Source organism: Streptomyces sp. NPDC002669 (genome assembly GCF_042889165.1).
Classification (GTDB): Bacteria; Actinomycetota; Actinomycetes; order Streptomycetales; family Streptomycetaceae; genus Streptomyces.
In genome coordinates this window covers 424,467-449,162 of record NZ_JBIAQQ010000001.1, presented here as the reverse complement: position 1 = coordinate 449,162, position 24,696 = coordinate 424,467, and the positions used below count along the sequence as shown (strand labels likewise).

The 24,696-nt window shown below is 72.0% G+C and carries 16 protein-coding genes; 11 read left to right on the top strand and 5 right to left on the bottom strand.

Translation table 11 applies throughout. From position 1 onward, the window contains the following. Window positions 1–36: 36 nt before the first annotated feature. From ACFYW1_RS02000 to ACFYW1_RS01985, 4 genes are all read left to right on the top strand, one after another. Window positions 37–831 (top strand): ATP-binding cassette domain-containing protein, encoded by a 795-nt coding sequence (locus ACFYW1_RS02000; protein WP_388985698.1) that lies wholly within the window; start codon window positions 37–39, stop codon window positions 829–831. Continuing rightward, window positions 828–2,153, top strand: a complete 1,326-nt coding sequence (locus ACFYW1_RS01995) for a sugar ABC transporter permease (protein WP_388985696.1) — start codon at window positions 828–830, stop codon at window positions 2,151–2,153. The genes ACFYW1_RS02000 and ACFYW1_RS01995 overlap by 4 nt, the downstream gene beginning before the upstream one ends. A 277-nt stretch (window positions 2,154–2,430) precedes the next feature. Beyond that, a complete protein-coding gene (dxs, locus tag ACFYW1_RS01990; protein WP_388985694.1) occupies window positions 2,431–4,356 on the top strand; it encodes a 1-deoxy-D-xylulose-5-phosphate synthase in 1,926 nt (641 codons plus the stop codon). A 166-nt stretch (window positions 4,357–4,522) separates the two neighbouring features. After that, window positions 4,523–6,031, top strand: coding sequence for an amino acid permease (locus ACFYW1_RS01985; RefSeq protein WP_388985692.1), 1,509 nt, complete (start codon window positions 4,523–4,525; stop codon window positions 6,029–6,031). A 9-nt stretch (window positions 6,032–6,040) separates the two neighbouring features. Here ACFYW1_RS01985 and ACFYW1_RS01980 read toward each other — a convergent pair whose 3' ends face one another. Both ACFYW1_RS01980 and ACFYW1_RS01975 read right to left on the bottom strand, forming a co-directional pair. Further along, on the bottom strand, window positions 6,041–6,439 hold the full coding sequence (locus ACFYW1_RS01980) for an NTP pyrophosphohydrolase (protein ID WP_388985691.1): 399 nt from the start codon (window positions 6,437–6,439) through the stop codon (window positions 6,041–6,043). Window positions 6,440–6,476: 37 nt separating this feature from the next. Beyond that, window positions 6,477–7,571: an LCP family protein gene (locus ACFYW1_RS01975; RefSeq protein WP_388985689.1), complete on the bottom strand. Its 1,095-nt coding sequence runs from the start codon at window positions 7,569–7,571 to the stop codon at window positions 6,477–6,479. 181 nt (window positions 7,572–7,752) lie between these two features. Here ACFYW1_RS01975 and galE point away from each other — a divergent pair, with 181 nt between their 5' ends. The 7 genes from galE to ACFYW1_RS01940 all read left to right on the top strand — a co-directional run bounded on the left by galE (window position 7,753) and on the right by ACFYW1_RS01940 (window position 19,489). Continuing rightward, on the top strand, window positions 7,753–8,739 hold the full coding sequence (galE, locus tag ACFYW1_RS01970; protein ID WP_388985687.1) for a UDP-glucose 4-epimerase GalE: 987 nt from the start codon (window positions 7,753–7,755) through the stop codon (window positions 8,737–8,739). A gap of 106 nt (window positions 8,740–8,845) precedes the next feature. After that, window positions 8,846–9,955 (top strand): hypothetical protein, encoded by a 1,110-nt coding sequence (locus ACFYW1_RS01965; protein ID WP_388985685.1) that lies wholly within the window; start codon window positions 8,846–8,848, stop codon window positions 9,953–9,955. 360 nt (window positions 9,956–10,315) lie between these two features. Continuing rightward, window positions 10,316–12,172: a stealth family protein gene (locus ACFYW1_RS01960; protein ID WP_388985683.1), complete on the top strand. Its 1,857-nt coding sequence runs from the start codon at window positions 10,316–10,318 to the stop codon at window positions 12,170–12,172. Further along, the gene (locus ACFYW1_RS01955; RefSeq protein ID WP_388985682.1) at window positions 12,169–13,113 is read left to right on the top strand and encodes a hypothetical protein; all 945 of its coding nucleotides are present in this window, start codon (window positions 12,169–12,171) and stop codon (window positions 13,111–13,113) included. Before ACFYW1_RS01960 ends, ACFYW1_RS01955 begins: the two co-directional genes overlap by 4 nt. A gap of 9 nt (window positions 13,114–13,122) precedes the next feature. Then, window positions 13,123–15,996 (top strand): stealth conserved region 3 domain-containing protein, encoded by a 2,874-nt coding sequence (locus ACFYW1_RS01950; RefSeq protein WP_388985680.1) that lies wholly within the window; start codon window positions 13,123–13,125, stop codon window positions 15,994–15,996. A 58-nt stretch (window positions 15,997–16,054) separates the two neighbouring features. Next, window positions 16,055–18,058 carry a PIG-L family deacetylase gene (locus ACFYW1_RS01945; protein ID WP_388985678.1) on the top strand — a complete coding sequence of 668 codons (2,004 nt, stop codon included), beginning with the start codon at window positions 16,055–16,057 and terminating at the stop codon, window positions 18,056–18,058. Between the two features lie 42 nt (window positions 18,059–18,100). Then, window positions 18,101–19,489, top strand: a complete 1,389-nt coding sequence (locus ACFYW1_RS01940) for a GDSL-type esterase/lipase family protein (RefSeq protein WP_388985676.1) — start codon at window positions 18,101–18,103, stop codon at window positions 19,487–19,489. 88 nt (window positions 19,490–19,577) lie between these two features. Here the strand turns inward: ACFYW1_RS01940 and ACFYW1_RS01935 are convergent, their stop codons facing one another. The 3 genes from ACFYW1_RS01935 to ACFYW1_RS01925 all read right to left on the bottom strand — a co-directional run bounded on the left by ACFYW1_RS01935 (window position 19,578) and on the right by ACFYW1_RS01925 (window position 24,554). Continuing rightward, complete coding sequence (locus ACFYW1_RS01935) at window positions 19,578–21,707, bottom strand: 3-hydroxyacyl-CoA dehydrogenase NAD-binding domain-containing protein (protein ID WP_388985674.1); 2,130 nt, start codon at window positions 21,705–21,707, stop codon at window positions 19,578–19,580. After that, window positions 21,704–22,930 (bottom strand): thiolase family protein, encoded by a 1,227-nt coding sequence (locus ACFYW1_RS01930; RefSeq protein WP_388985672.1) that lies wholly within the window; start codon window positions 22,928–22,930, stop codon window positions 21,704–21,706. Before ACFYW1_RS01930 ends, ACFYW1_RS01935 begins: the two co-directional genes overlap by 4 nt. A gap of 349 nt (window positions 22,931–23,279) precedes the next feature. Continuing rightward, window positions 23,280–24,554: an HRDC domain-containing protein gene (locus ACFYW1_RS01925; RefSeq protein ID WP_388985670.1), complete on the bottom strand. Its 1,275-nt coding sequence runs from the start codon at window positions 24,552–24,554 to the stop codon at window positions 23,280–23,282. Window positions 24,555–24,696 lie beyond the last annotated feature (142 nt).

The window sequence follows — 24,696 nt, the reverse complement described above, 5'->3', positions numbered from 1 at the left end:
AGCAGCACCATCCCCGCCGGTCAGGCGGCGAAGGAGATGATTCACGTGTCCGCTACGCCCGTGCTGGCGTTGCGCGGGGTCTCCAAGCGGTTCGGCGCCGTCCAGGCGCTCACCGATGTGGACCTGGAGATCCGTTCCGGCGAAGTGGTCGCCCTGGTCGGCGACAACGGCGCCGGCAAGTCGACCCTCGTCAAGACCATTTCGGGTGTCCACCCGATCGACGAAGGCGCCATCGAGTGGGAGGGGCGGACGGTCCGGATCAACCGGCCCAACGACGCCCAGGAGCTCGGAGTCGCCACCGTCTACCAGGACTTGGCCCTCTGCGACAACCTCGACGTGGTCGCCAACCTCTTCCTCGGCAGCGAACTGCGCAGGGCCTCGGTCCTCGACGAGATCGGGATGGAGAAGCGCGCCAAGGAACTGCTGGACACCCTGTCCATCCGGATCCCCAGCGTCCGTATCCCGGTCGCCTCGCTCTCCGGCGGTCAGCGCCAGGTCGTGGCCATCGCCCGTGCCCTGATCGGCGACCCCAAGGTCGTCATCCTCGACGAGCCGACCGCCGCCCTCGGCGTCGAGCAGACCGCCCAGGTCCTCGACCTCGTCGAGCGACTGCGCGAGCGCGGTCACGGCGTCATCCTCATCAGCCACAACATGGCCGACGTGCGCGCGGTCGCCGACAAGGTGGCGGTGCTGCGGCTGGGCCGCAACAACGGAGTCTTCGACGTGGCGACCACGTCCCACGAGGAGATCATCTCCGCGATCACCGGCGCTACGGACAATGCCGTCACGCGCCGCCAGGCCCGCACCGCCTCGAAGGAGGACGCGAAGTGAGCGACCTCGCCAAGACCCCCAAGTCCCCCGAGACCCCTGCCGAGACCTCCCGGGTCTCCGCCGAGAAGACCGTCGAGCCGTCGGCGGCCCCCGTGCCCGCGGTGGACCCGCGCCTGCTGGTCCGCGAGGAGGGACTCAAGGGCTACTGGTCCGAGTTCACCCGCAAGGTGCGCGGCGGCGAGCTCGGCTCACTGCCGGTCTTCGTCGGACTGATCGTCATCGCGATCGTCTTCCAGCTCCAGAACAGCAACTTCCTCTCCGCCAGCTCCGTCGCCAACGTCGCCGTCTACAGCTCCGGCCTCGGCATCATGGCGGTCGGCATCGTCTTCGTGCTGCTGCTCGGCGAGATCGACCTGTCCGTCGGCTCGGTGGCCGGCGTCGGCGCGGCCGTCTGGGCCGTGCTCAACGTCAACCACGGCTGGAACGACTGGCTGGCGGTCCTCGTCGCGGTGCTCTCCGGCACGGCGCTCGGCGCGCTGCACGGCTTCTTCTTCGCCAAGATCGGTGTGCCGGCCTTCGTCGTCACCCTGGCCGGGTTCCTCGGCTGGAGCGGTCTGCAGGAATGGATGATGGGCGGTGAGGGCTCGATCAACACCCCGAGCGGCAGCATCGTCGAGAACCTCACCAACTACTTCTTCGAGGACAAGGCCGCCGGATACGGCCTCGCCCTGGTCGCCGTCCTGGCGTACGCCGCCTCGCTCCTGATGGACAGCCGGCGCCGCCGGGCCGCGGCCCTGCCCGCCCGTCCGACCAGCGAGATCGCGCTCCGCACGGGTGTCGTCGCGATCCTGTGCTTCGCCGTCGCGTACGTGCTGAACGAGCCCTCGGGCGCCCGCGGCCTGCCGCTGGCCCTGGTGCTCTTCCTCGCCGTGCTGGTCGTCGCGGACTTCGTGGCCCGCCGGACCACCTTCGGCCGCCAGGTCTTCGCGGTGGGCGGCAACCCGGAGGCGGCCCGCCGCGCGGGCATCAGCGTCGACCGCATCCGGATCACCGTCTTCGCGCTCTCCGGCATGCTGGGCGCCTTCGGCGGCCTGTTCATCGCGAGCCTGTCCGGCGGCGCCACCAAGAGCGTCGGCGGCGGCAACACGCTGATGCTGGTCATCGCGGCGGCCGTCATCGGCGGCACCAGCCTCTTCGGCGGCCGGGGCAAGGTCTGGTCCGCGCTGCTCGGCATGATCGTGATCCAGTCGATCCAGCAGGGCCTGAACATGATCGGCATGGCCAACGCCATCCAGTACATGATCACGGGTGCCGTCCTGCTGGCCGCCGTGGTCATCGACTCGGTCTCGCGCCGCACCCAGAAGACGGCGGGCCGCGCGTAGCGGCACGGAAGGGCGGGCCGCACGGCGGCCCGCCGGCCCGGCCCGGTGCCCGGCGCCCCCGCCCGGGCGCCGGGCACCGCCGTGTCCCCGCCCCGGCGGCGCGGGCCACGGCCGGCCGGACCGGGATGTGACCGGCCGGACACGGCCATGTGCACGGGGCACGGCGGTGTGTACGGAATACGTCCCGAACGCACCGCCCGATGACCCCGCACGCGACCGGAACATTAGACTCATCGGATCGGCATGCTCGACCAGCTCAAAACGCAAGGAGGCACGGGTGGCCCTGCTGACCCGCATCGGTGGACCGCGTGACCTGGACCGGCTCACACCCGAGCAGCTGGACCAGCTCGCCGAGGAGATCCGGACCTTCCTCGTCGAAGCCGTGTCGAAGACCGGTGGCCACCTCGGCCCCAACCTGGGCGTGGTCGAGCTGACCATCGCCCTGCACCGGGTCTTCGACTCTCCGAAGGACAAGGTGCTGTTCGACACCGGCCACCAGAGCTACGTGCACAAGCTGCTCACCGGCCGACAGGACTTCTCGAAGCTCAAGAGCAAGGGCGGCCTCTCCGGCTACCCCTCCCGCGCGGAGTCCGAGCACGACGTCATCGAGAACTCGCACGCCTCCACGGTGCTCGGCTGGGCCGACGGCCTGGCCAAGGCCAACGAGGTGCTGGGCAAGGACGACCACGTGGTCGCGGTCATCGGTGACGGAGCTCTCACCGGCGGCATGGCCTGGGAGGCGCTGAACAACATCGCCGCCGCCAAGGACCGCCCGCTCGTCATCGTCGTCAACGACAACGAGCGCTCCTACGCGCCGACCATCGGTGGCCTCGCCAACCACCTCGCCACGCTGCGCACCACCGACGGCTACGAGCGCTTCCTGGCCCGCGGCAAGGACATCCTGGAGCGCACCCCCGTCGTCGGCCGGCCGCTGTACGAGACGCTGCACGGCGCCAAGAAGGGGCTGAAGGACTTCATCGCCCCGCAGGGCATGTTCGAGGACCTCGGCCTGAAGTACGTCGGACCGATCGACGGCCACGACATCGAGGCCCTGGAGTCGGCGCTCCAGCGCGCCAAGCGCTTCGGCGGTCCCGTCATCGTGCACTGCATCACGGAGAAGGGCCGCGGCTACACCCCGGCCCTCCAGGACGAGGCGGACCGCTTCCACGCGGTCGGCAAGATCCACCCGGACACCGGGCTGCCCATCGCCACCTCCGGCCTGGACTGGACCTCGGTCTTCGGCGAGGAGATGGTCAAGCTCGGCAAGGAGCGCGAGGACATCGTCGCGATCACCGCGGCCATGCTCCAGCCGGTCGGCCTGACCAAGTTCGAGAAGGAGTTCCCGGACCGGATCTACGACGTCGGCATCGCCGAGCAGCACGGCGCGGTCTCCGCGGCCGGGCTCGCCACCGGCGGGCTGCACCCCGTCTTCGCGGTGTACGCCACCTTCCTCAACCGCGCCTTCGACCAGGTGCTGATGGACGTCGCGCTGCACAAGTGCGGTGTGACCTTCGTCCTGGACCGGGCCGGGATCACCGGCACCGACGGCGCCTCGCACAACGGCATGTGGGACATGTCGATCCTGCAGTGCGTGCCCACGCTGCGGATCGCCGCCCCGCGCGACGCCGACCAGGTCCGCGCCCAGCTGCGCGAGGCCGTCGAGGTCGACGACGCCCCGACCGTGGTCCGCTTCTCCAAGGGCGCGGTCGGCCCGGCGGTCAAGGCCGTCGGGAAGGCCGGCGGCATGGACGTGCTGCGCGAGCCCGGCACCGGCCGGCCGGACGTCCTGCTGGTCTCGGTCGGCGCGCTGGCCCCGATGTGCCTGGAGATCGCGGACCTGCTGGAGGCCCAGGGCATCTCGACGACCGTGGTCGACCCGCGCTGGGTCAAGCCGGTCGACGAGGCGATGGCCCCGCTCGCCGAGCGGCACCGGGTCGTCGTCACCGTCGAGGACAACAGCAGGGCCGGCGGTGTCGGCTCGGCCGTCTCCCAGGCGCTGCGCGACGCCGGGGTCGACGTACCGCTGCGCGACTTCGGCATCCCGCCGCGCTTCCTCGACCACGCCTCCCGCAAGGAGGTCCTGGCCGAGATCGGGCTGACCGCGCCGGACATCGCCCGCCAGGTCACCGGCCTGGTCGCCAAGCTGGACGGCCGCTTCGGGGACGCCGACCCCCGCTCCGTGATCGAGTCCGCCCGCGACTGACACCCCGCAGCCGGCCGTTCGCACCGCTACTGCGAATGGGCCGGGCGGGCCACTCCGCACGAGTGGTCCGCCCGGCCCATTCGCGTGAAATCACCAGCCGTCAACCCCTTCGGGGCCGGGGCGGTCCCGAACATGGCGTACACGACGAGCGCGTGGAGGTACGCCGGTGACGGCCCAGCAGGACACACCACCCAGCAGAGACGGACTGTTCCGGACCAAGACGGTCGAGCAGTCCATCCGCGACACCGAGGAGCCGGAGCACGCGCTCAGGAAGTCCCTCTCCGCGCTGGACCTCACGGTCTTCGGAGTGGGCGTCATCATCGGCACCGGCATCTTCGTGCTCACCGGCAAGGTGGCCAAGGAGACGGCCGGCCCCGCCACCGCCCTCGCCTTCGTGGTCGCGGGCGTCGTCTGCGCGCTGGCGGCGCTCTGCTACGCCGAGTTCGCCTCCACCGTGCCCGTCGCCGGCTCCGCGTACACGTTCTCCTACGCCTCGCTCGGCGAGCTGGTCGCCTGGATCATCGGCTGGGACCTGGTGCTGGAGTTCGCGCTGGGCACGGCGGTGGTGGCGGTCGGCTGGTCCGGCTACGTGCGCTCACTGATGGACAACTTCGGCTGGCACATGCCCCAGGCGCTCTCGGGGACGGACGTGGCGGAAGGTTTCGGCTTCGACATCCTGGCCTTCGCCCTGGTGCTCGTCCTGACCGTGGTGCTGGTGCTCGGCATGAAGCTCTCGGCCCGGGTGACGACCGTGGTCGTCGCCATCAAGGTCGTGGTGGTCCTGATCGTGATCATCGCCGGAAGCTTCTTCGTGAAGGCGGCCAACTACTCGCCGTTCATCCCCGAGGCGCAGCCGCAGCCCTCCGGCTCGGGGCTGACCGAACCGCTGGTCCAGCTGATGTTCGGTTACGCACCCACCAACTTCGGCGTCATGGGCATCTTCACCGCCGCCTCCATCGTCTTCTTCGCCTTCATCGGCTTCGACGTGGTGGCCACCGCCGCCGAGGAGACCAAGCTCCCGCAGCGCGACATGCCGCGCGGCATCCTCGCCTCGCTCTTCATCTGCACCGTGCTCTACGTCGCCGTCTCACTGGTGGTGACCGGCATGGAGCACTACTCCGACCTGTCGGTGGAGGCCCCGCTCGCCGACGCCTTCAAGGCCGTCGGCCACCCCGTCTACGCCGGACTGATCAGCTTCGGGGCGGCGATCGGCCTCACCACCGTCTGTCTGATCCTGCTGCTGGGGCAGACCCGGGTCTTCTTCGCGATGAGCCGCGACGGGCTGCTCCCGAGGTTCTTCTCCAAGACCCATCCGAAGTTCGGCACCCCGTACCGCCCGACCATCCTGCTCGGCGTGATCATCGCGGTCGTCGCCGGTTTCACCAGCATCAACGAGCTGGCGGCGCTGGTGAACATCGGCACGCTCTTCGCCTTCGTCGTCGTCGCGCTGGGCGTCCTGGTGCTGCGCCGCACCCGCCCCGATCTGCACCGCGCCTTCCGCACCCCGTGGGTGCCGCTGGTCCCGCTGCTCTCGGTGGCCGCCTCGGTGTGGCTGATGCTCAACCTGCCGACGGAGACCTGGCTGCGGTTCGGGGTCTGGATGGCCATCGGAGTGATCGTCTACTTCGTGTACGGGCGCGGGCACAGCCGCCTCAACGATCCGGCCGATCGCTGAGGCGGGCCGTCAGGGCGTACCGGCGGGCGGGGCCGGCCGCACCGTGCGGGGCCCCACGCACCGGGCCCCGTGTTCCTCGACCCGCCGCCTCAGCTCCCGGTCGGCGGTGACCACCACGCAGTCCCGGTCCGCCGCGGCCCCGGCGAGTTCGGCGATCCGGTCGTCGCCGCTGCCCGGAGCCGGGTCCACCCGCACGCCGGGCACCGACGCGACGCCGCGGGCCCGGCCCTCGACGACCAGCACCAGTTCGACGGGGCCGGGGTGTCCCGGCAGCCCCGCCGGGGCCAGCGGGGCCAGGGCGTCCCGGAGCCGCTCGGTGGCGGCGCGGCGGTCCCGCCACCACCCGTCGGGCACGGAGCCGACCACGTTGGCCGCGTCCACGATCACCAGGGTTGGTTCGCTCGGCATGCCGGAAGGGTGTCACGGGGCCGTGCCCCGCGTCGCGTCAGCCGCCGGTCGCGGGGGACTTCTTGGCGGACTCGGGGATCACGCCGTCCTTGCGGATGGCCTTCCAGAGCCGGTCGGCCTGCGGCTGGGCCGCCACCACCCGGTTGCGGTCCTGCGTGTCGTACGCCACCGGAAGCATGATCGTCTCCATGGTCGCCGGGTCCACGCCGTTCATCGACCGGCCGAACTCGGCGAGTGAGGTCAGCGAGGCGAGTCCCGAGTCGGTGGTCAGCGACCGGGTGGCCGAACTGGCGATCTTGTACGACTTGGCCGGGCTGCCCAGCAGGTCCTGCGACTTCACCTCGCTCAGCAGCGCGAGCAGGAACTGCTGCTGGAGCCCGATCCGGCCGAGGTCGCTGCCGTCGCCTATGCCGTGCCGGGTGCGGACGTACGCCAGGGACTGGGTGCCGTCGAGCTTGTGCCGGCCCGCCGTGAGGTCGAGGCCGGACGACTTGTCGTGGATGTCCTTCGGGACGTCGACCGTGACGCCGCCGATGGCGTCCACCAGGTCCTTGAACCCGGCGAAGTTGATTTCGAGGTAGTGGTCGATGCGGACGTCGGACATCTTCTCGACGGTCTTGACCACGCAGGCCGGTCCGACCTGGGAGTAGACGGAGTTGAACATCACACGGTCCGCCGACGGCACCGAGGTGCCGTCGGCCCTGGTGCACTCGGGCCGGGTGACCAGGGTGTCGCGCGGGATGGAGACCGCGACGGCCTTCGTCCGGCCCTCGGGGATGTGCACCACCAGCGCGGTGTCCGAGCGGGCGCCGCTGACGGCGCCGCCCCCGCCCAGCTCCCTGTTCTCCGCGCCGGCCCGTGAGTCGGAGCCCAGGACCAGCAGGTTCTGGCCGCTGGTGGGCAGCTTCTCGGGGCGGTCCTCGCCGAGGGCCTTGTCGATGTCGACGCCCTTGATGTTCCCGTCCAGGCGGCTGTACAGCCAGTAGAGGGTGCCGCCGGCGGCGAGCAGCAGGACGAGCACCGAGACGAGTGCGATCCGCAGGCCGCGGCGGCGCCTGCGGGGGCCGCCCCTTCGCTTCCGGCCGCCCTCCTGGGAGGCCGAGGGGCCCGGTGCCGTGGCGTCGTGGCTCATCGTGGTCGAGTCCTCAAATCTCAGTGCCCGGAGCGGACGGTGAAGTGCGTGGGACTCGGGTGGGGGGTGTGGCCGGTCCGTGCGTGCATGACTGACCGTGCACTATAGAACAGAGGATCGTGCGAATGGGTGTTTTGGTCCCCGGAATCGTGATGTGTGCACCTCGAACTACTATTCGCCCATGACTTGGTTGATCACGGGCGGAGCGGGATTCATCGGGGCGCACGTCGTCCGCGCCATGCGGGCGGCCGGCGAGCGGGTCGCGGTGTACGACGACCTCTCCACCGGTGACCCCTCGCGCGTGCACCGGGACGTGCCGTTCGTCCGGGGGTCGACGCTCGACGCGGACCTGCTGCGGCGCACCCTGGCCGATCTCTCGGTGCGCGGCGTGGTCCACCTCGCGGCGAAGAAGCAGGTGGGGGAGTCCGTCGAGCGCCCGCTGCACTACTACCGGGAGAACGTGCAGGGCCTGCAGACCCTGCTGGAGGCGGCGGCCGGGGGAGAGGTGCGGGCGTTCCTCTTCTCGTCCTCGGCGGCCGTCTACGGCATGCCGGACGTGCGGCTGGTGACGGAGGAAACCCCGTGCGCCCCGATCAACCCCTACGGCGAGACGAAGCTGGCCGGCGAGTGGATGGTGCGCGCCGTCGGGAAGGCGCACGGCATCGCCACCGCCTCGCTGCGGTACTTCAACGTCGCCGGCGCCGCCGCCCCGGAGCTCGCCGACACCGGTGTGTCCAACCTGGTGCCCATGGTCTTCGAACGGCTGACGCGGGGGGAGGCCCCGGTGGTCTTCGGCGACGACTACGACACCGACGACGGCACCTGCGTCCGCGACTTCATCCACGTCGACGACATCGCCTCGGCGCACCTCGCCGCGGCCCGCGCGCTGGCGGACCGCGGACCGGGCACGGACCTGACGCTCAACGTCGGCCGCGGCGAGGGCGTCTCGGTGCGCCGGATGATCGAGCTGATCGGCGACGTGACGGGGTACGGGCCCGCCGCCGCGCCGGTGAGCGCCCCGCGCCGGGCGGGCGACCCGGCCAGGGTCGTCGCCTCGGCGGACCGGATCCGCTCCGAGCTGGACTGGTCCGCCCGGCACGACGCCCGCGCGATGATCGTCTCGGCGTGGGAGGGATGGTGCCTGAGGAACCCCGGAGCACGCCGCTGAGCCGGGTGCCGCCGCTCCGCGGGACGGACCGGCGCTGAGCATATGATGTGTCGGCCCCGTGCGGGCAGGATGAAGAACCGGTGAAGCGGAGAGGGTGTTGCGGGTCATGCGGAGAAGAGGACCGGACTCCGCGAGCAGCGCCCGCCCTTCCGCCCCGTCGTCCGAGCGCCACCGGGTCTCCGGAACGCCGCGCGGTCGCTGGATGACGCTCGGCAAGGACGGCAGGCTCACGCTCCACACCCGCACGGACGGCGGCCTGTTGCGCTGGACGCAGCGCGGTGCGGGCGGGGACCGGTGGGACGGACCGGAGTTCATGCCGGCCGCGGACCTGACGGACCTGGCCGTCGTCCAGGGGGCCGACTCGTACGTGCACTTCCTCGGGCGGCGCGAGCGCCAGGGTTCCGACGGGCCGCGCGTGGACATCGTGCACGCCGTCCAGTACCAGACCGGTCGCCCCGCCACCGCGTGGCGCTCCCTCGGCAACTTCTACCGCGACCGGGAGACGGGCCGGAGGATCGGTGCGCCGGCCGGGGCCGTCGACGCGCAGGGGACCGTCTTCGTCTTCGTGCGCAACGCGGGCAGTGGACTGCAGCTCCGCCGTGAGGGCAAGGGGGGCAAGTGGGAGGCGTGGCGGGACCTCGAAGGGGCCGGGCTGGCCGCCGAAGTCGTGGCGTCGGCGACCTCGGGCGGGCTCGTGGAGGTCTTCGCGCCCAGTGACCGCGGGGTGCAGCAGTGGCGCCAGGAGAGCCCGGACGGCCCGTTGCGGAGTCTGCCGCCCCTCCAGTTCCACGCGTCGGCGGGTTCCGTGACGGCGCTGGAGACGGCACCGGACCGCCTCACCCACTACTGGGTCGACGCGAACACGGCGGGGGTGGTCGCCCATCGTGCGGGCGCCTGGCCCGTGCCGGTGGGCGGAGAGCCCGGGGACGGTGCCGTGGTGGCGCTGCGCGCCCCGCTCGACGGCTACGACTGCACGGTCCTCGCGCAGCGCGGGGCGGGCGGCACCCTGCTGATCGGGGTCTGCGCCACCGAGGGGGAGCAGCACGGCGTCTGGTGGTCGGACACCGCCGAGCAGTGCGTGGGCGACCCCGCCCTGGCCCTCGACGGGCACGGCCGCGTCGTCGTCGCGGTCTGCGGGCGGGACGGGGGCGTGTCCGTCGTCCGCCAGGAGGCGGGCCCCGGGCTCACGCTCTCGCCGCACTGGAACCGGCTGTGACCCGATGAGCCGGCGCCCCGGACGGCCTCCGGGGCAACAGCGGTGCGCCACCGATGTGTTACCGGTGCGTCACCTCGATTTCATGTGATGACCTCGTGAAGTTGTAAAAGGTTGTATAACCGCTGGGTGGGATTCCTCACGACCATATGTCGTATATGTCCGTCTTTTTGGTTGGACGTTGATCGGTTTTTTATGTGAAAGTTCTGTGACTTGCTCGTCGGTGGGCAGGGCGGACCCCCGGCGGGGCGGTCCGCATGGCGAATGACAGGTTTCGGTCTCATACCGTTCGACGTCCGGGCACGAAGTGGTGTCCGGACGGGATAGGCGCTGGACCGCAGTGGCGTGGGTGGTGGATGCCTCTTGGCCGGTTCCGGCAACCCGGAGGCGGGATCACTGGTCTCGGCCTACCGGTCGGTGGTGCCGGTGGGCGCGCGCAGGGGCATCGTCCGCAAGGTGCCGTTGCCGCTGCGTTCCGTCGTCAAGTCCTCCCTCACCTCCGTCGATGCCGTGCGGTCGGCGACGGTCGTCTGGGCGATGGGCGGCCGCCGCAGGACGCCCCGGCACAGCGCCGCCTCCACGCACCGGGTGGTCCGGGCCAGGGGCCGGCACGTGCACGCCCTGCTCGTGGACGGCGCCACGGCGTGGGCGGCCCGCGCCCGCAACCTGCACATCCTCGTCTCCGTGCTGGAGGCCGGGAACATCGAGTACTTCTGCGTCCGCGGCGCCACGAAGGACGTCCCCACGGTCGCGGTGCCCGCCGCGCTGCGCGAAGCGGCGGAGGAGATGCTCCGGATCGCCTTCGAGCAGACCCCGGGCTACGTGGGCCCGGACACCGCGGCGGAGGCGGACATGCGACCGGGCGAGGACGCCAGGTCCTGGCGCCAGCTGCGCAGGCACGACGTCCTCCGGCTCGCCTGGTACGTCACCGACCCCACCCAGAGCCTCGTCTTCGGCGCCGACCAGGGATGCGACCTGGAGTTCTGGGCGGAACGGGACGGCCACTACGAGGCCCCCCGCCCCAACCGCGTGGTCGACCTGGTCCCCGCGGACACCCCGCGGCCGACCGCCCCGCAGGCCCTGTTCGCCCTCGTGCCCGGCGCCTACGCCACCGGCGTCACGCGCACCCTGCCGGAGTTCACCCAGCCGCTGCCGGACGACCACCTCTTCCCCGTCGACGTCGTCTACACCTGGGTCGACGACTCGGATCCGGTATGGGCCGCGGAACGGGACGCCGCCCGTTCCGGACGCCCCGGCGCGCCCGCCCCCCGCCTGCACGCCCAGGCCGCCAACGACGCCCGGTTCACCAGCCGCGACGAACTGCGCTACTCGCTGCGCTCCCTGCACCAGTACGCGCCCTGGGTGCGCAACGTCTACCTGGTCACCGCCGGACAGGTGCCCACCTGGCTCGACACCGACGTACCGGGCCTGCGGGTCGTCGACCACCGCGAGATCTTCTCCGACCCCACCGCCCTGCCGACCTTCAACTCGCACGCCATCGAGAGCCAGCTGCACCGGATCGACGGGCTGTCCGAGCACTTCCTGTACCTCAACGACGACGTGTTCCTCGGCCGCCCGCTCACCCCCGGACACTTCTTCCACGCCAACGGACTGAGCAAGTTCTTCCAGTCCAAGGCACTCGTGCCGACCGGCTCCTCGATCCACGACGACCTGCCGGTGAACGCCGCGGGCAAGAACAGCAGGGCCCTGATCGAGCGCTCCTTCGGCACCCGGATCGCGCAGAAGATGAAGCACACCCCGCACGCACTGCGCCGCAGCGTCCTCACCGACATCGAGTCGGTGTACGACCAGGAGCACCACCGCACCCAGCACTCGCGCTTCCGCTCACCCGACGACGTGCCGATCACCTCGTCCCTGCACCACTACTACGGCTTCCACACCGGCCGCGCGACCGTCGGCAGCCTGCGCTACGTCTACGTGGACCTCGCCGCCGAACAGGCCCAGCACCGCCTGAACTCGCTGCTCGCCCGCCGCGACTTCGACACGTTCTGCCTCAACGACACAGTCGTGCACCCCGACCCCGAGGCGCAGGACCGCATGGTCCGGTCGTTCCTCGAAAGCTACTTCCCCGTCCCCAGCCGGTACGAGCTGCCCGACGGGATCACCGGCCCCGCCCGGCTCGATGATCGCCGCGTCCTGCCCCCGGGCCCGGACGCGATTCCCACCCACCACGGTCCCGCCGACGGAGCCCTCCGATGAAACGCCGACGACCTCTGCGCGCCCTGCGCCGCAGGACGCGCCGTCAGACCACCCGCGTCCGATCCGTCCTGCTGCGCCGGTTCTTCCTGCCCCGGCGCAAGGGCCGGGCGGCCGTGCTCCACTACGCCGCCGTGCTCGACGGGCAGACCATCAACCTGCACGCCCGGATGCCGCGCCGGGTCCGGCCGGACGAGGACGCCCGGATCGAACTGAGGCGCAGGGGCCGCCGGCTCGCCACGGCCGCCAGGGTCTACACCGACCACGACGGCGGCGTCGCGATGGACGCCGCGATCCTGCTCGGCCAGGACGTGAACGGCCTGCCCCTGACCCCCGGCCGCTGGAAGATCCGGCTGCGCCTGTCACAGGGGCTGCGCCGCCGCACACTGCCCCTGCTCCTGGTGGACCTTCCCGCGCCCTACGGCGGCCCGACCCGGCCCATGGAGGCGTCCGCGGCGACCGGGGCCCGCTACCGGCTGGGCCGCAGCGTCACCGGCAACGCCCGGGTGACGTTCAGCCCGGCCCGGCCCTCGGTGGAGGTCGTACGGGTGCACGTGACCCACAGCCAGGCCGAGGTCGCCTTCCGCGTGGTCGGAGGGGACGAACCCGAGGCCCCCCGCGTCGAGTTCGTCGCCTCCGGGCGCCGCCTGGCGGTCGAGGCCGCCCGGCTGGACGAGGGGCTGTGGCAGGTGTCCGCACCGCTGCACCTCATGGCGCCGCGCCGCGACCGCGCCGAGCAGTGGGACCTGGTCCTGTGCTCGGACAACCTGCGCGACATGCGCCTGGGACGACGCCTGCACGACGTCCGCAACCCCGGCCGGGTCTTCGCCGTCCGGCAGACCACCGTGACGCCCGTCGGCGGCTCCCCCATGCTCGTACTGCCCCGCTACACGCCCGCGGGTAACTTCCGCATCCAGTGCAGCCCGATGACGGAAGCCGCGTAACCGCACACCATGAAGATCACTTTCCTCCTGCTCACCGCGGACGCCGTCGGGGGCACCGAACGAGCGGTGTTCAACCAGGCCGCCGAACTCGTGGGCAACCACGACGTCCGCGTGCTGAGCATCCTCAAGACCCAGCCGCAGCTGTTCTTCCCGATCGACGAGCGCATCCGGGTCGACTACCTGATCGACCGGACCGGACCCGCTCCCGTACCGATCCGCCGCACCGGCCTGGCCGCCGAGGCGTGGGCCCAGGTGGCCGACCGGCCGAGCGCCCTGGTGGACCCCTCCTGGGAGGCGGCCTTCAACCGGCTGACCGACCTGGAACTGGAGTACGCGCTCCAGCACACCGACACCGATCTGCTGATCACCACCACACCGGCGCTCATGGCACTGGCGGTGCAGCTGGCACCCCCGCACGTGATGACGCTCCACCAGGAGCACCGCGTCTCCGAACTGCGCGGCCCCAGCGCCGAACCGCTGCTGCGCTACGCCTCCCGCCTGGACGCGCTCGCCGTGCTCAGCAACCGCACGCGCGACTGGTTCGCCGAGACCCTCGGCCACAGCGCGCCGCGCATCGACGTGGTCCCCAACGCCCTGCCACGCGGATTCCGGCCCCGCTCCACCCTGGAGACCCGCACCGTCGTCATCGCGGGCCGCCTGGTCGGCGAGAAGCAGATCGACCACGCCATCACCATCTGGGACACCGTGGTCCGCCGGCACCCCACGTGGACGCTGCGGGTCTTCGGCGACGGACCGCTCTCCGGCGCCCTGCGACGGCAGATCGACGTGCTCGGCCTGCACGACAGCGTCCAGCTCAACGGCAACTCCCCCCACCTGGCCGAGGAGTGGGCCAAGGCCAGCATCGCCCTGATGACCTCCCGCAACGAGGCGTTCCCGCTGGTGCTGACCGAGGCCCAGGCCGCCGGCGTGCCCGTGGTCTCCTACGACTGCCCCAACGGCCCGCGCGAGGTCGTCCTGGACGGGCGGACCGGCATCCTCGTACCGGCGAACGACACCGACGCCGCGGCCCGGGCGCTCATCCGGCTCATCGAGGACGCCCCGCTGCGCCACGACATGGGCCGCGCGGCCGCCGAATCGGTCTCCCGGCTCGCCCCGCCCGTGGTGACCGCGATGTGGGAGAACGTCTTCGCCGAACTGGAGAAGGAACGGGCCTCGGGGGAGCGCGAGGCCCGCAGGGCGGAACGACAGGCCCTGCACTCCCTGATGAGCGGCCAGGAGGGAATGCTCCGCCCGGCCGCCCCCGCCCCCGCCACCTCCGTCGACACCAAGGAGCAGCGGGCCCTGGAGGAACGGCTGCTGCGCTCCGACCGGGGCCTCGTGCGCGACGGCGGCCAGCTGTGCCGCCGGCTGGGGAGCGAATCCCCCTGGGACGTGGTCCAGAACAACCTGGCACTGGTCGCCACGGCCCTGGAACACGCGCAGATCCCGTACTTCGTCACCCGGGACACCAACGTCCGGCACGCGGTCGCCGTCCACACCTCCAACCGGGAGGCCGTGCTCAGGGCACTCACCGCCGCCCACGGCGGCAGCGCGGTCTACGTGGCGCTGCTCAACGAACGACAGAGCCCCACCGCCACCGTCCTCGCCGCCTTCGCCGAGAAGTACGCCCAGGCCACCTGCCCGGCCGTGCGCGTCTACCAGAACGCCGTCACGCCCGCCCGCACCCTCCGCCTCGCCGGGGTCTACGGCTGCACCATCAACTTCTGGGAGGAGGACCCCGAGGACCCGTACATGATGGTCTCCCCGGTCCGCACCCTGGTGGGCGACCGGGTGCCCACCCGGACCATGCGCGTGCACGAGACCGTGCTCGGCGGACGCACCTACCCCACCATCGAGCCGTACGCCCACACCGTCCACGGGGACATCGGCTTCCCCGTCGACGCCGTGTACACCTGGGTCAACGGCGGGGACGTCTCCTGGCTGGAGCGGAAGAACGCGGTGATGCGCGCCCTCGGCATGCAGACCGAGGACTCCGCGAGCAGCGCCGCCCGCTTCCGCGACCGGGACGAGCTGCGCTACTCGCTGCGCTCCATCGACATGTACGCCCCGTGGATCCGCACCATCCACCTGGTCACCGACCAGCAGGTGCCGGAATGGCTCGACCTGAACCATCCCCGGATCAGGGTGGTCGACCACCGGGAGATCTTCGCCGACCCGTCGGTGCTGCCGACGTACAACTCGCACGCCATCGAGAGCCAGCTGCACCGGATCGACGGGCTGGCCGAGCACTTCCTGTACTTCAACGACGACGTGTTCATCGGCCGGGTGCTCCAGCCCGGCATGTTCTTCCACGGCAACGGGGTCGCCAAGCACTTCATGTCCCCGACCACCGTGCCCATGGGACCGGCCACGACCGGCGACGAGTTCAACATGAGCGCGGCCAAGAACAACCGCGGCCTGATAGCCGACACCTTCGGACAGGTCCTCGCCCACTCGTTCCTGCACGCCCCGCATCCGCTGCGGCGCAGCGTCCTCGCGGACATCGAGCGCCAGTACCCCGACGCGGTCGCGGCCACCGCGGCCAGCCGCTTCCGCAGCCACTCCGACCTCGCGATCGCGTCGTCGCTGCACCACTACTTCGGCTTCCACACCCAGCGCTCGGCCCCGGGCAGCATCAACTGCGGCTTCGTCAACGTGGGGCTGAGCGAGCACAAGCAACGGCTCTCCCGCCTCCAGCTCAACCGCCCGCACGACGTCTTCTGTCTGAACGACTACCACGACGGCGACGTCACCGAGGACGAGCAGGACGCCGTCCTGGCGGCCTTCCTGCCCTCGTACTTCCCGGTGGCCAGCCAGTTCGAGGCGGGTTCCCCGCGCAACCAGCGCTTCCACGCCGGACAACTGCCGCAGTGGCCGCTGTGAGCACGCCCCGCCCCGTCCGCCGTTCGCCGGCCGTGCCCGATCGGAGCATCCACCGACCATGACCCAACCCGCCGGGACGAACCCCACCTCGCTGTTCCAGGTGTTCGCCCACGCCGACGACGACCTCTACTTCGTCAACCCCGACCTGTACCGGCTGCTGACCGCGGGCCACCGCGTCACCAGCGTCTACCTCACCGCCGGTGAGGCCGACGGGCGCAACGTGGACACCCGCGACCCGCTGCGGGACCAGGCCCCGGTCGACTTCGCCGGATACATGGAGGCCCGCCAGAACGGCCTGCGCGCCGCCTACGCCACCATGGTCCTCGGCGACCGGGAGGCCCCCTGGGCCCGGGAACCGGTCGAACTCGTCCCCGGCGTGGCCGCGGAGCGGTTCTACCTGGAACAGGCGCCGCACGTGCAGCTCTTCTTCCTGGGCCTGCGGATGGCGGACGCCGCGCACGGCTTCCCCGCGGACCAGCCGCAGGCCCGGCTGACCAGCCTGTGGGACGGGCGCGCCGCCCGCCAGCCCACCCTGCTGGCAGCCAACTCCGAGCTGCACCAGCCGCAGGCCCTCGGCCGCGAGGACGTCGTCACCGCCCTCGTCCAGCTGCTCTCCTACGCGCAGCCCACGGCGCTGTGGACCATGGACCCGGACCCGCTGCACGAGTCGTACGACGAGGCCCGCGGCATCACCTCCAGCGACCACGCCGACCACACCGCCACGGCCCAGTTCGCCCGCGAGGCGCTCCGCCGCCACCTGCGCGCCGGAAGCCGTCCGCCGCTGGTCGAGCACTTCACCGGCTACGGCAACAAGAACTGGCCGAGCAACCTGAGCGAGCGCTCCCACGCGCTGAAGAAGTCCCTGGTCGACGTGTACGCGGGGGCCGACGGCCACGCCTGCGCCCACCGCCACTGCGGCGACCTCCAGCTCGGCGACGGCGCCGACATCCGCCGCTACGGCTGGAGCACCCGCAGCCGCTACCCCCAGGGCACCCGGTGGCTGCACCGGCAGGCCGACGGCCGGCTCGCCGCCTACGCGGTCCTCGGCGACCAGGCCGCGGTGTGGACGGAGACCGAAGCCGGCGCCGGACGCTTCGAGGGACCGCTGCTGCTGCCCGGCGGCGACCTCCTGCCGTGCCTCGACGTCGCCCCCGACCGCACCGGTGGCGTCCACCTGGTCGGGCTGCGCCGCCTCCAGGGCGCCGAGGGCCGGGTCGACATCGAGGTGGTGCGCATGTGGCGCCAGGCGCACACCGGCTCCGTGCTGCCCTGGGAATCCCTCGGCAACCCCGACGAGGCCACCCGCGACTGGCGGCGCTGCCGCGAGGTCGGCGTGCCCGCGGCGGTGGTGGACCCGGCCGGCCACCTCCACGTCTTCGTGCGGAACTTCTCGGTGGGCGTCAGCCTGCGGCGCGAGACGCCGGAGGGGTTCACCGCCTGGGAGACGCTCGGCGGGCGCTGGATGCAGGACTCCCTGACCACCGTGCTGCGTTCCACCGGCCGCATCGACATGTACGCCACCAACCGCACCGGCGGGGTGCGGTGGCGGCAGGAAGCCGTGTACGGGCCGTTCAAGCTGGAGGACCAGCTGGTCACCGGCGTGCCGGAGAGCTGGCGGCCGGCCTCCGGCCTCACCCCCGTGCAGGTGGGCCGCAACCGCATGGCGCTGTTCTACCGGGAGGAGGACACCGGGGCGGTGATGTGCCACCGGCAGCGCCCCAACGGAACGTGGGAACAGCGGGTGGAACGGCTCAGCGACGACGGCGGCACCGGGGCGGTCGCCGCGCTCCGGCTGCTCGCTCCCGACCACGACCTCCTGGTCGTCGCCCGCAGGGACGAGCGGAGCAGGCCCGCGGTGACCGTGCTGTCCGCGGACGGCCACGACGCGGCACGGCCCGACTGGGCACACCACGAGATCCAGATGGCCGGTGCCCCGGCCGTCGCCGCCGACGCGTACGGCCGGGCGGTCGTCGCGGCGCTCGGCACGGACGGCCGACTGCACTGGGCACGGCAGGAAGAAGCCCGGCCGGGCGCCGCCCTCGGCCCCTGGCAGGCGTGCTGACCCCGCCCCGGGGCCGCACGACAACGGAGACGAGAAGAAGACATGCGAAAGATCTGCGTCATCGGCAACTCGGTGGCCGCCTCCCGCACCGAGGAGGAGGCGCCCCTCGCGGGCTGGGGCCAGTACCTGGAGGAGTTCCTGGGGCCCGACTGCGACGTGCGCAACTACGCGCGCGACGCCATGACGCTGCGGGACTACTACACGGGACGGTTCGCCGCGCTGCTCACCCTCGTCGGCCCCGGCGACCTCGTGCTCATCGCCTTCGGCCACGTCGAGCAGCGCATCAACCAGCTCAACCGGTACCACGGCCCGCGGGAGTACAAGGAGTACCTGCGGCTGTACGTCGAGGCGCTGCGTGCCGAGGGCGCCGTGCCGGTCCTCGTGACCCCGGCGGCCCGCTGCGTCTTCGACACCTCGGGAAACCCGGTGGACACCCATGACGGCTACGCGCGGCTGACCCTGGAGGCCGCCGGGGAACTCGGCTGCCCGGTCGTCGACATGAACGCCGCCACCACCCGGCTCCTCGCCGAGCTGGGCCCCATGCGCGCCCGCGGCCTCTTCCGGTGGCTTGATCCGGGCGATCACCCGGGGCACCCGCAGGGCATCGTCGACGCCTCCCACTTCAACCATGCCGGGGCCCGGGAAGCGGCGCGGCTGGTGGCGAGCGGTCTGGCCGGCGTGCCGGGACTGCCGCCCGGGCTGGTGGACGTCCAGCGGCTGGTGCCGGGACAGGCGCCGCCGGTGCAGACCGAGTTCACCGTGCAGCAGCCGCAGCTCGCGCTGACCGCGCGGCCCGAGGTGGCCGCCGCCCCGACCGTGACCTCACCCGCCTTCGCCGAACCGGTCGGCGCCGGACGCAAGCTGACGGGAACGGCGCCGGCGGGCGCCGACTACGTGATCTTCTTCGAGGCGGGGGAGTACCTCGGCGGCACCCGCACCGCCGAGGACGGGACGTGGCAGTGGCGGCGCGCCGTGCAGTGGCCCGCCGGCCGACACGAGGTGACCGCGGTCGCCCTCGCGGGCAACGCGGTGTCCACGGCCGCGGAGACGGAGTTCGAGGTCCTCGACCGGCTGGAGGCGCCCGAGGTGATCGGGCCGCGCAAGGGGGCGTGGAGCGGTCCCCGCCCCCGGTTCTCGGGCACGGCGGCGCGCGGCGTCCAGAAGGTCATGGTGCTGGAGCGGGGCCGGCTGATCGCCGAGGCCCCGGTGCGGGACGACGGGAGCTGGCGGGTCACCCACTCCCACGACTGGCGGCCGGGCACCTACACGGTGGAGTTCGTCGCGGTGTTCAGCGCCATCCACTCGCCCCCGACGCGACTGGAGCTGAAGGTGCACGGTGTTCCCGAGGACAGCTGGCTGCACACCTCGATGTCCGCGCGGCTGCCCTGCGGCCCGGACTGCGAGCACTACCCGGCGCTGCCCGCCTGGTGACGCGGCGCCGCCGCCCGCCCCCCGGAACGGGGAACGGGCCGTACGGAGTGGTCTCCGTACGGCCCGCCGTCGCGTCGGCGAGGAGGCGTTACGCCGGAACGCTCGCCACGCCCTGAGCGAGGAACTTCTTGCCGTTCACCCGCTCCGAGACGCCCTCACGGTCCAGGTACGGCGTGATGCCGCCCAGGTGGAAGGGCCAGCCCGCACCGGTGATCAGGCAGAGGTCGATGTCCTGGGCCTCGGCGACGACGCCCTCGTCCAGCATCAGACCGATCTCCTGCGCCACCGCGTCCAGGACCCGGTCGCGGACCTGCTCCTCGGTCAGGACGACGTCGCCCTGCTTCAGGAGCGCGGCGACCTCCGGGTCCAGCTCCGGCTTGCCGGAGTCGTAGACGTAGAAGCCGCGCTTGCCGGCCTTCACGACCGCGGCCAGGTTCTCCGAGACGGTGAACCGGTCCGGGAAGGCGCGGTTCAGGGTCTCCGAGACGTGCAGACCGATCGCCGGGCCGACCAGCTCCAGCAGCACCAGCGGGGACATCGGCAGGCCGAGCGGCTCGATGGCCTTCTCCGCGACCTCGACCGGGGTGCCCTCGTCGATGACGTTCTGGATCTCGCCCATGAAACGGGTGAGGATGCGGTTGACGACGAACGCCGGGGCGTCCTTCACCAGCACCGCGGTCTTCTTCAGCTTCCGCGCCACACCGAACGCCGTGGCCAGCGAGGCGTCGTCGGTCCGCTCGCCGCGGACGATCTCCAGCAGCGGCAGGATCGCGACCGGGTTGAAGAAGTGGAAGCCGACGACCCGCTCGGGGTGCTTCAGCTTCGACGCCATCTCGGTGACCGAGAGGGACGAGGTGTTGGTGGCGAGGATCGCGTGCGCCGGGGCGACCGCCTCGACCTCCGCGAACACCTGCTGCTTGACGCCGATCTCCTCGAAGACGGCCTCGATGATGAAGTCGGCGTCGGAGAAGCCCTCGGCCTTGTCCAGCACACCGGAGACCAGGGCCTTGAGGCGGTTGGCCTTGTCCTGGTTGATCCGGCCCTTGCCGAGCAGCTTCTCGATCTCGGCGTGGACGTAGCCCACGCCCTTGTCGACCCGCTCCTGGTCGATGTCGGTCAGCACGACCGGCACCTCCAGGCGGCGCAGGAACAGCAGCGCCAGCTGCGAGGCCATCAGGCCGGCGCCCACGACGCCGACCTTGGTGACCGGACGGGCCAGGTTCTTGTCCGGGGCACCGGCCGGGCGCTTGGCGCGCTTCTGGACCAGGTTGAAGGAGTAGATGCCCGAGCGCAGCTCGCCACCCATGATCAGGTCCGCGAGGGCCCGGTCCTCGGCGTCGAAGCCGGCACCCAGGTCGCCGTCCTTCGCCGCGGCGATGATTTCCAGCGCGCGGTACGCGGCCGGGGCCGCACCGTGCACCTTGGAGTCGGCGATGGCCCGGCCGCGCGCGACGGCCTGGTCCCAGGCGTCCCCGCGGTCGACCTCGGGACGCTCCACCGCGACCGTGCCGTTCAGCACGTTCGCCGTCCAGATCAGCGACTGCTCCAGGAAGTCGGCGCCCTCGAAGATCGCGTCGGCGATGCCGAGCTCGAAGACCTGCTTGCCCTTGAGCTGGCGGTTCTGGTTCAGCGAGTTCTCGATGATGACGGAGACCGCGCGGTCGGCACCGATCAGGTTGGGGAGCAGCGCGCAGCCGCCCCAGCCCGGGACCAGACCGAGGAAGACCTCGGGCAGCGAGAACGCGGGCAGCGCCTTGGAGACGGTGCGGTACGAGCAGTGCAGACCGACCTCGACGCCGCCGCCCATCGCCGCGCCGTTGTAGTACGCGAACGTCGGGACCGCGAGGCCGGACAGGCGGCGGAAGACGTCGTGGCCGCCCTTGCCGATGGCCAGCGCGTCGTCGTGGTTCTTCAGCAGCTCGACGCCCTTGAGGTCGGCGCCGACCGCGAAGATGAACGGCTTGCCGGTGATGCCGACGCCGGTGATCGCACCCTCGGCGGCCTCCTTCTCGACCTGGTCGATCGCGGCGTTCAGGTTCGCCAGCGACTGCGGTCCGAAGGTGGTCGGCTTGGTGTGGTCCAGGCCGTTGTCCAGGGTGATGAGGGCGAAGCGGCCCGCACCGGCCGGGAGGTCGAGGTGGCGTACGTGCGCCTGGGTGACGACCTCGTCGGGGAAGAGTTCGGCCGCGCCCTTCAGGAGCTCGGTGGTGGTGCTCACTTGTCGCCTCCGGCGTCCTTGTGGTGCGGGTTCTCCCAGATGACCGTGGCGCCCATGCCGAAGCCGACGCACATGGTGGTGAGGCCGTAGCGGACCTGCGGCTGCTCCTCGAACTGGCGGGCCAGCTGCGTCATCAGACGCACGCCGGAGGAGGCCAGCGGGTGGCCGTAGGCGATGGCGCCGCCGTACTGGTTGACCCGGGCGTCGTCGTCGGCGATGCCGTAGTGGTCGAGGAAGGCCAGCACCTGGACGGCGAAGGCCTCGTTGATCTCGAACAGGCCGATGTCGCCGATCGTCAGCCCGGCCTTGGCCAGGGCCTTCTCGGTCGCCGGGATCGGACCGTAGCCCATGACCTCCGGCTCCACGCCCGCGAAGGCGTAGGAGACCAGGCGCATCTTGACCGGGAGGCCGTTCTCGCGGGCGAAGTCCTCGGAGGCGATGATCGAGGCCGTCGCGCCGTCGTTGAGACCGGCGGCGTTGCCGGCGGTGACCCGGCCGTGCGCGCGGAACGGGGTCTTCAGGCCCGCCAGGTTCTCCATCGTGGTGCCCGGCCGCATCGGCTCGTCGGCGGTGACCAGGCCCCAGCCGGTCTCGCCGCCCTCCGGGTTGGTGCGGCGCACGGAGATCGGCACCAGGTCCTGCTGGATCTTGCCGTCGGCGTACGCCTTGGCGGCCTTCTCCTGGGAGCGGACCGCGTACTCGTCGGCGCGGACCTTGGTGATCTGCGGGTACCGGTCGTGCAGGTTCTCCGCGGTCATGCCCATGAACAGGGCGGACTCGTCGACCAGCTTCTCCGAGACGAAGCGCGGGTTCGGGTCCACGCCCTCGCCCATCGGGTGACGGCCCATGTGCTCGACGCCACCGGCGATGACGGCGTCGTACGCGCCGAAGGCGATGGAACCGGCCGTCGAGGTGACGGCGGTCAGGGCGCCCGCGCACATGCGGTCGATGGAGTAACCGGGGACGGACTGCGGCAGACCGGCCAGGATTCCGGCGGTGCGGCCCAGCGTCAGCCCCTGGTCGCCGATCTGGGTCGTCGCGGCGATGGCGACCTCGTCGATCTTCGCGGGGTCCAGGGCCGGGTTGCGGCGCAGCAGCTCCCGGATGGCCTTCACGACGAGATCGTCGGCGCGGGTCTCGTGGTAGATGCCCTTCGGGCCCGCTTTGCCGAACGGGGTGCGGACGCCGTCGACGAAGACGACGTCCCGGATGGTACGAGGCACGGTGGCTCTCCTCCAGGGTGCGGGATGGCACTGCTGCGGGCGCGCCCGAGCGCGCCGCACCCTCATGCTACTTGCGGGTAACCAGACTGCCCACCCCTGGTACCGGGAGCGGCGAAGGTCACATGCGGGAAAGCCACCCGTCCGGCCCGTTCCGGCCAGTGGCCGCGGGGCCCCGCACGGCCGCGCGGGGACGGGTCGTGGGCGCGGGGAAGGAGCGGATACGACGACGAGCGCCGGACAGGGCGGAATCAGCCCGTCCGGCGCTCGTGGCGCGGTGTGCGCGCCGCCGTGGAACCTGGCGCGAATGCGACCCCCGTACGCGTCCGGCGGGGCGTCCGGTGACGATTCGTCAGGCCGTCGCGGCCAGCGCGCGGACCAACAGCGGGGCCACCTGCTCGATCTGCCAGTGCCGCGCCCCGTACCCGGCGAGCGCGGTCTCGACCGCGTCCGGCGTCGGGTGCTTGGGCGGCTCCCAGCAGACCCGGCGCACCGTGTCGGGGGTGATCAGGTTCTCCTGGGGCATGTTCAGCCGCGCGGCGAGCTCCGACACCGCGGCGCGAGCGGCCGAGAGCCGGGCCGCGGCGGCCGGGTCCTTCTCCGCCCAGGCGCGGGGCGGCGGCGGACCGGCGAGGGCCTGGCCGGGCTGGGGCAGTTCGGAGTCGGGCAGGGCCTTGGCGCGGTCGACGGCGGCCTGCCACTGCTCCAGCTGACGCCGTCCCATGCGGTGGCCGAAGCCGGGCAGCGCGGTCAGCGCCTGGGTGTTCGGCGGGAGCGCGAGCGCCGCCTCGACGATCGCGGCGTCGCTCAGCACCTTGCCCGGCGAGATGTCGCGGCGCCGGGCGACCTGGTCACGGGTGGTCCACAGCTCCCGGACCACGGCCATCTGCCGGCGGCGGCGGACCTTGTGCATGCCGGACGTGCGGCGCCAGGGGTCCTTGCGCGGCGGGGCGGGCGGCGCGGAGGCGATCGCGTCGAACTCCTCGCGGGCCCACTCCAGCTTGCCCTGCCGGTCGAGCTCCTCCTCCAGGGCGTTGCGCAGGTCGATCAGCAGCTCGACGTCGAGCGCCGCGTAGCGCAGCCAGGGGTCGGGCAGCGGGCGGGTGGACCAGTCGACGGCGGAGTGGCCCTTCTCCAGGGAGTACCCGAGCACGTTCTCGACCATGGCGCCGAGGCCGACGCGCGGGAAGCCGGCGAGCCGTCCGGCCAGCTCCGTGTCGAAGAGCCCGGTGGGGGTCATTCCTATCTCGCGCAGGCAGGGCAGGTCCTGGGTGGCGGCGTGCAGGATCCACTCGCTGCCGCTCAGTGCGCTTCCGAGCCCCGACAGGTCGGGGCAGCCGACGGGGTCGATCAGCGCGCTGCCCGCGCCGTCCCGGCGCAGCTGCACGAGGTAGGCACGCTGGCCGTAGCGGTAGCCGGAGGCGCGCTCGGCGTCCACGGCCACCGGGCCGGAGCCGGCGGCGAAGGCGGAGATCACCCGGGCCAGGGCGTCGTCGGATGCCACCACCGGGGGGATGCCCTCGCGAGGTTCGAGCAAGGGGGTCGGCGCCGGGGCGACGTCGTCCGGGGGAGCGCCCCCGGTGGTTCGCAGTGATGTGTCTGCTGCGGTCTCTTGGGCGTCGGTCACGTGTCAAGGGTATCTGTGTATGTGCGGCGGGGGGGGGGGGGGCCGGGGGGGGGGGGGGGGGGGGCGGCCTGGAAAAACCGCCGCCCCCCCCCCGGGGGCGCGGCGGCGGGCGGGCGCGGGGGGGGGGGGGGGGGTTTGAGGG

Excerpts from the sequence above, each read along its gene's own strand:
- ACFYW1_RS01955 (WP_388985682.1), top strand. The coding sequence starts at position 12,169 with ATGAAACGCCGACGACCTCTGCGCGCCCTGCGCCGCAGGACGCGCCGT.
- ACFYW1_RS01950 (WP_388985680.1), top strand. The coding sequence starts at position 13,123 with ATGAAGATCACTTTCCTCCTGCTCACCGCGGACGCCGTCGGGGGCACC.
- ACFYW1_RS01945 (WP_388985678.1), top strand. The coding sequence starts at position 16,055 with ATGACCCAACCCGCCGGGACGAACCCCACCTCGCTGTTCCAGGTGTTC.
- galE (WP_388985687.1), top strand. The coding sequence starts at position 7,753 with ATGACTTGGTTGATCACGGGCGGAGCGGGATTCATCGGGGCGCACGTC.
- ACFYW1_RS01975 (WP_388985689.1), bottom strand. The coding sequence starts at position 7,571 with ATGAGCCACGACGCCACGGCACCGGGCCCCTCGGCCTCCCAGGAGGGC.
- ACFYW1_RS01940 (WP_388985676.1), top strand. The coding sequence starts at position 18,101 with ATGCGAAAGATCTGCGTCATCGGCAACTCGGTGGCCGCCTCCCGCACC.
- ACFYW1_RS01980 (WP_388985691.1), bottom strand. The coding sequence starts at position 6,439 with ATGCCGAGCGAACCAACCCTGGTGATCGTGGACGCGGCCAACGTGGTC.
- ACFYW1_RS01965 (WP_388985685.1), top strand. The coding sequence starts at position 8,846 with ATGCGGAGAAGAGGACCGGACTCCGCGAGCAGCGCCCGCCCTTCCGCC.
- ACFYW1_RS02000 (WP_388985698.1), top strand. The coding sequence starts at position 37 with ATGATTCACGTGTCCGCTACGCCCGTGCTGGCGTTGCGCGGGGTCTCC.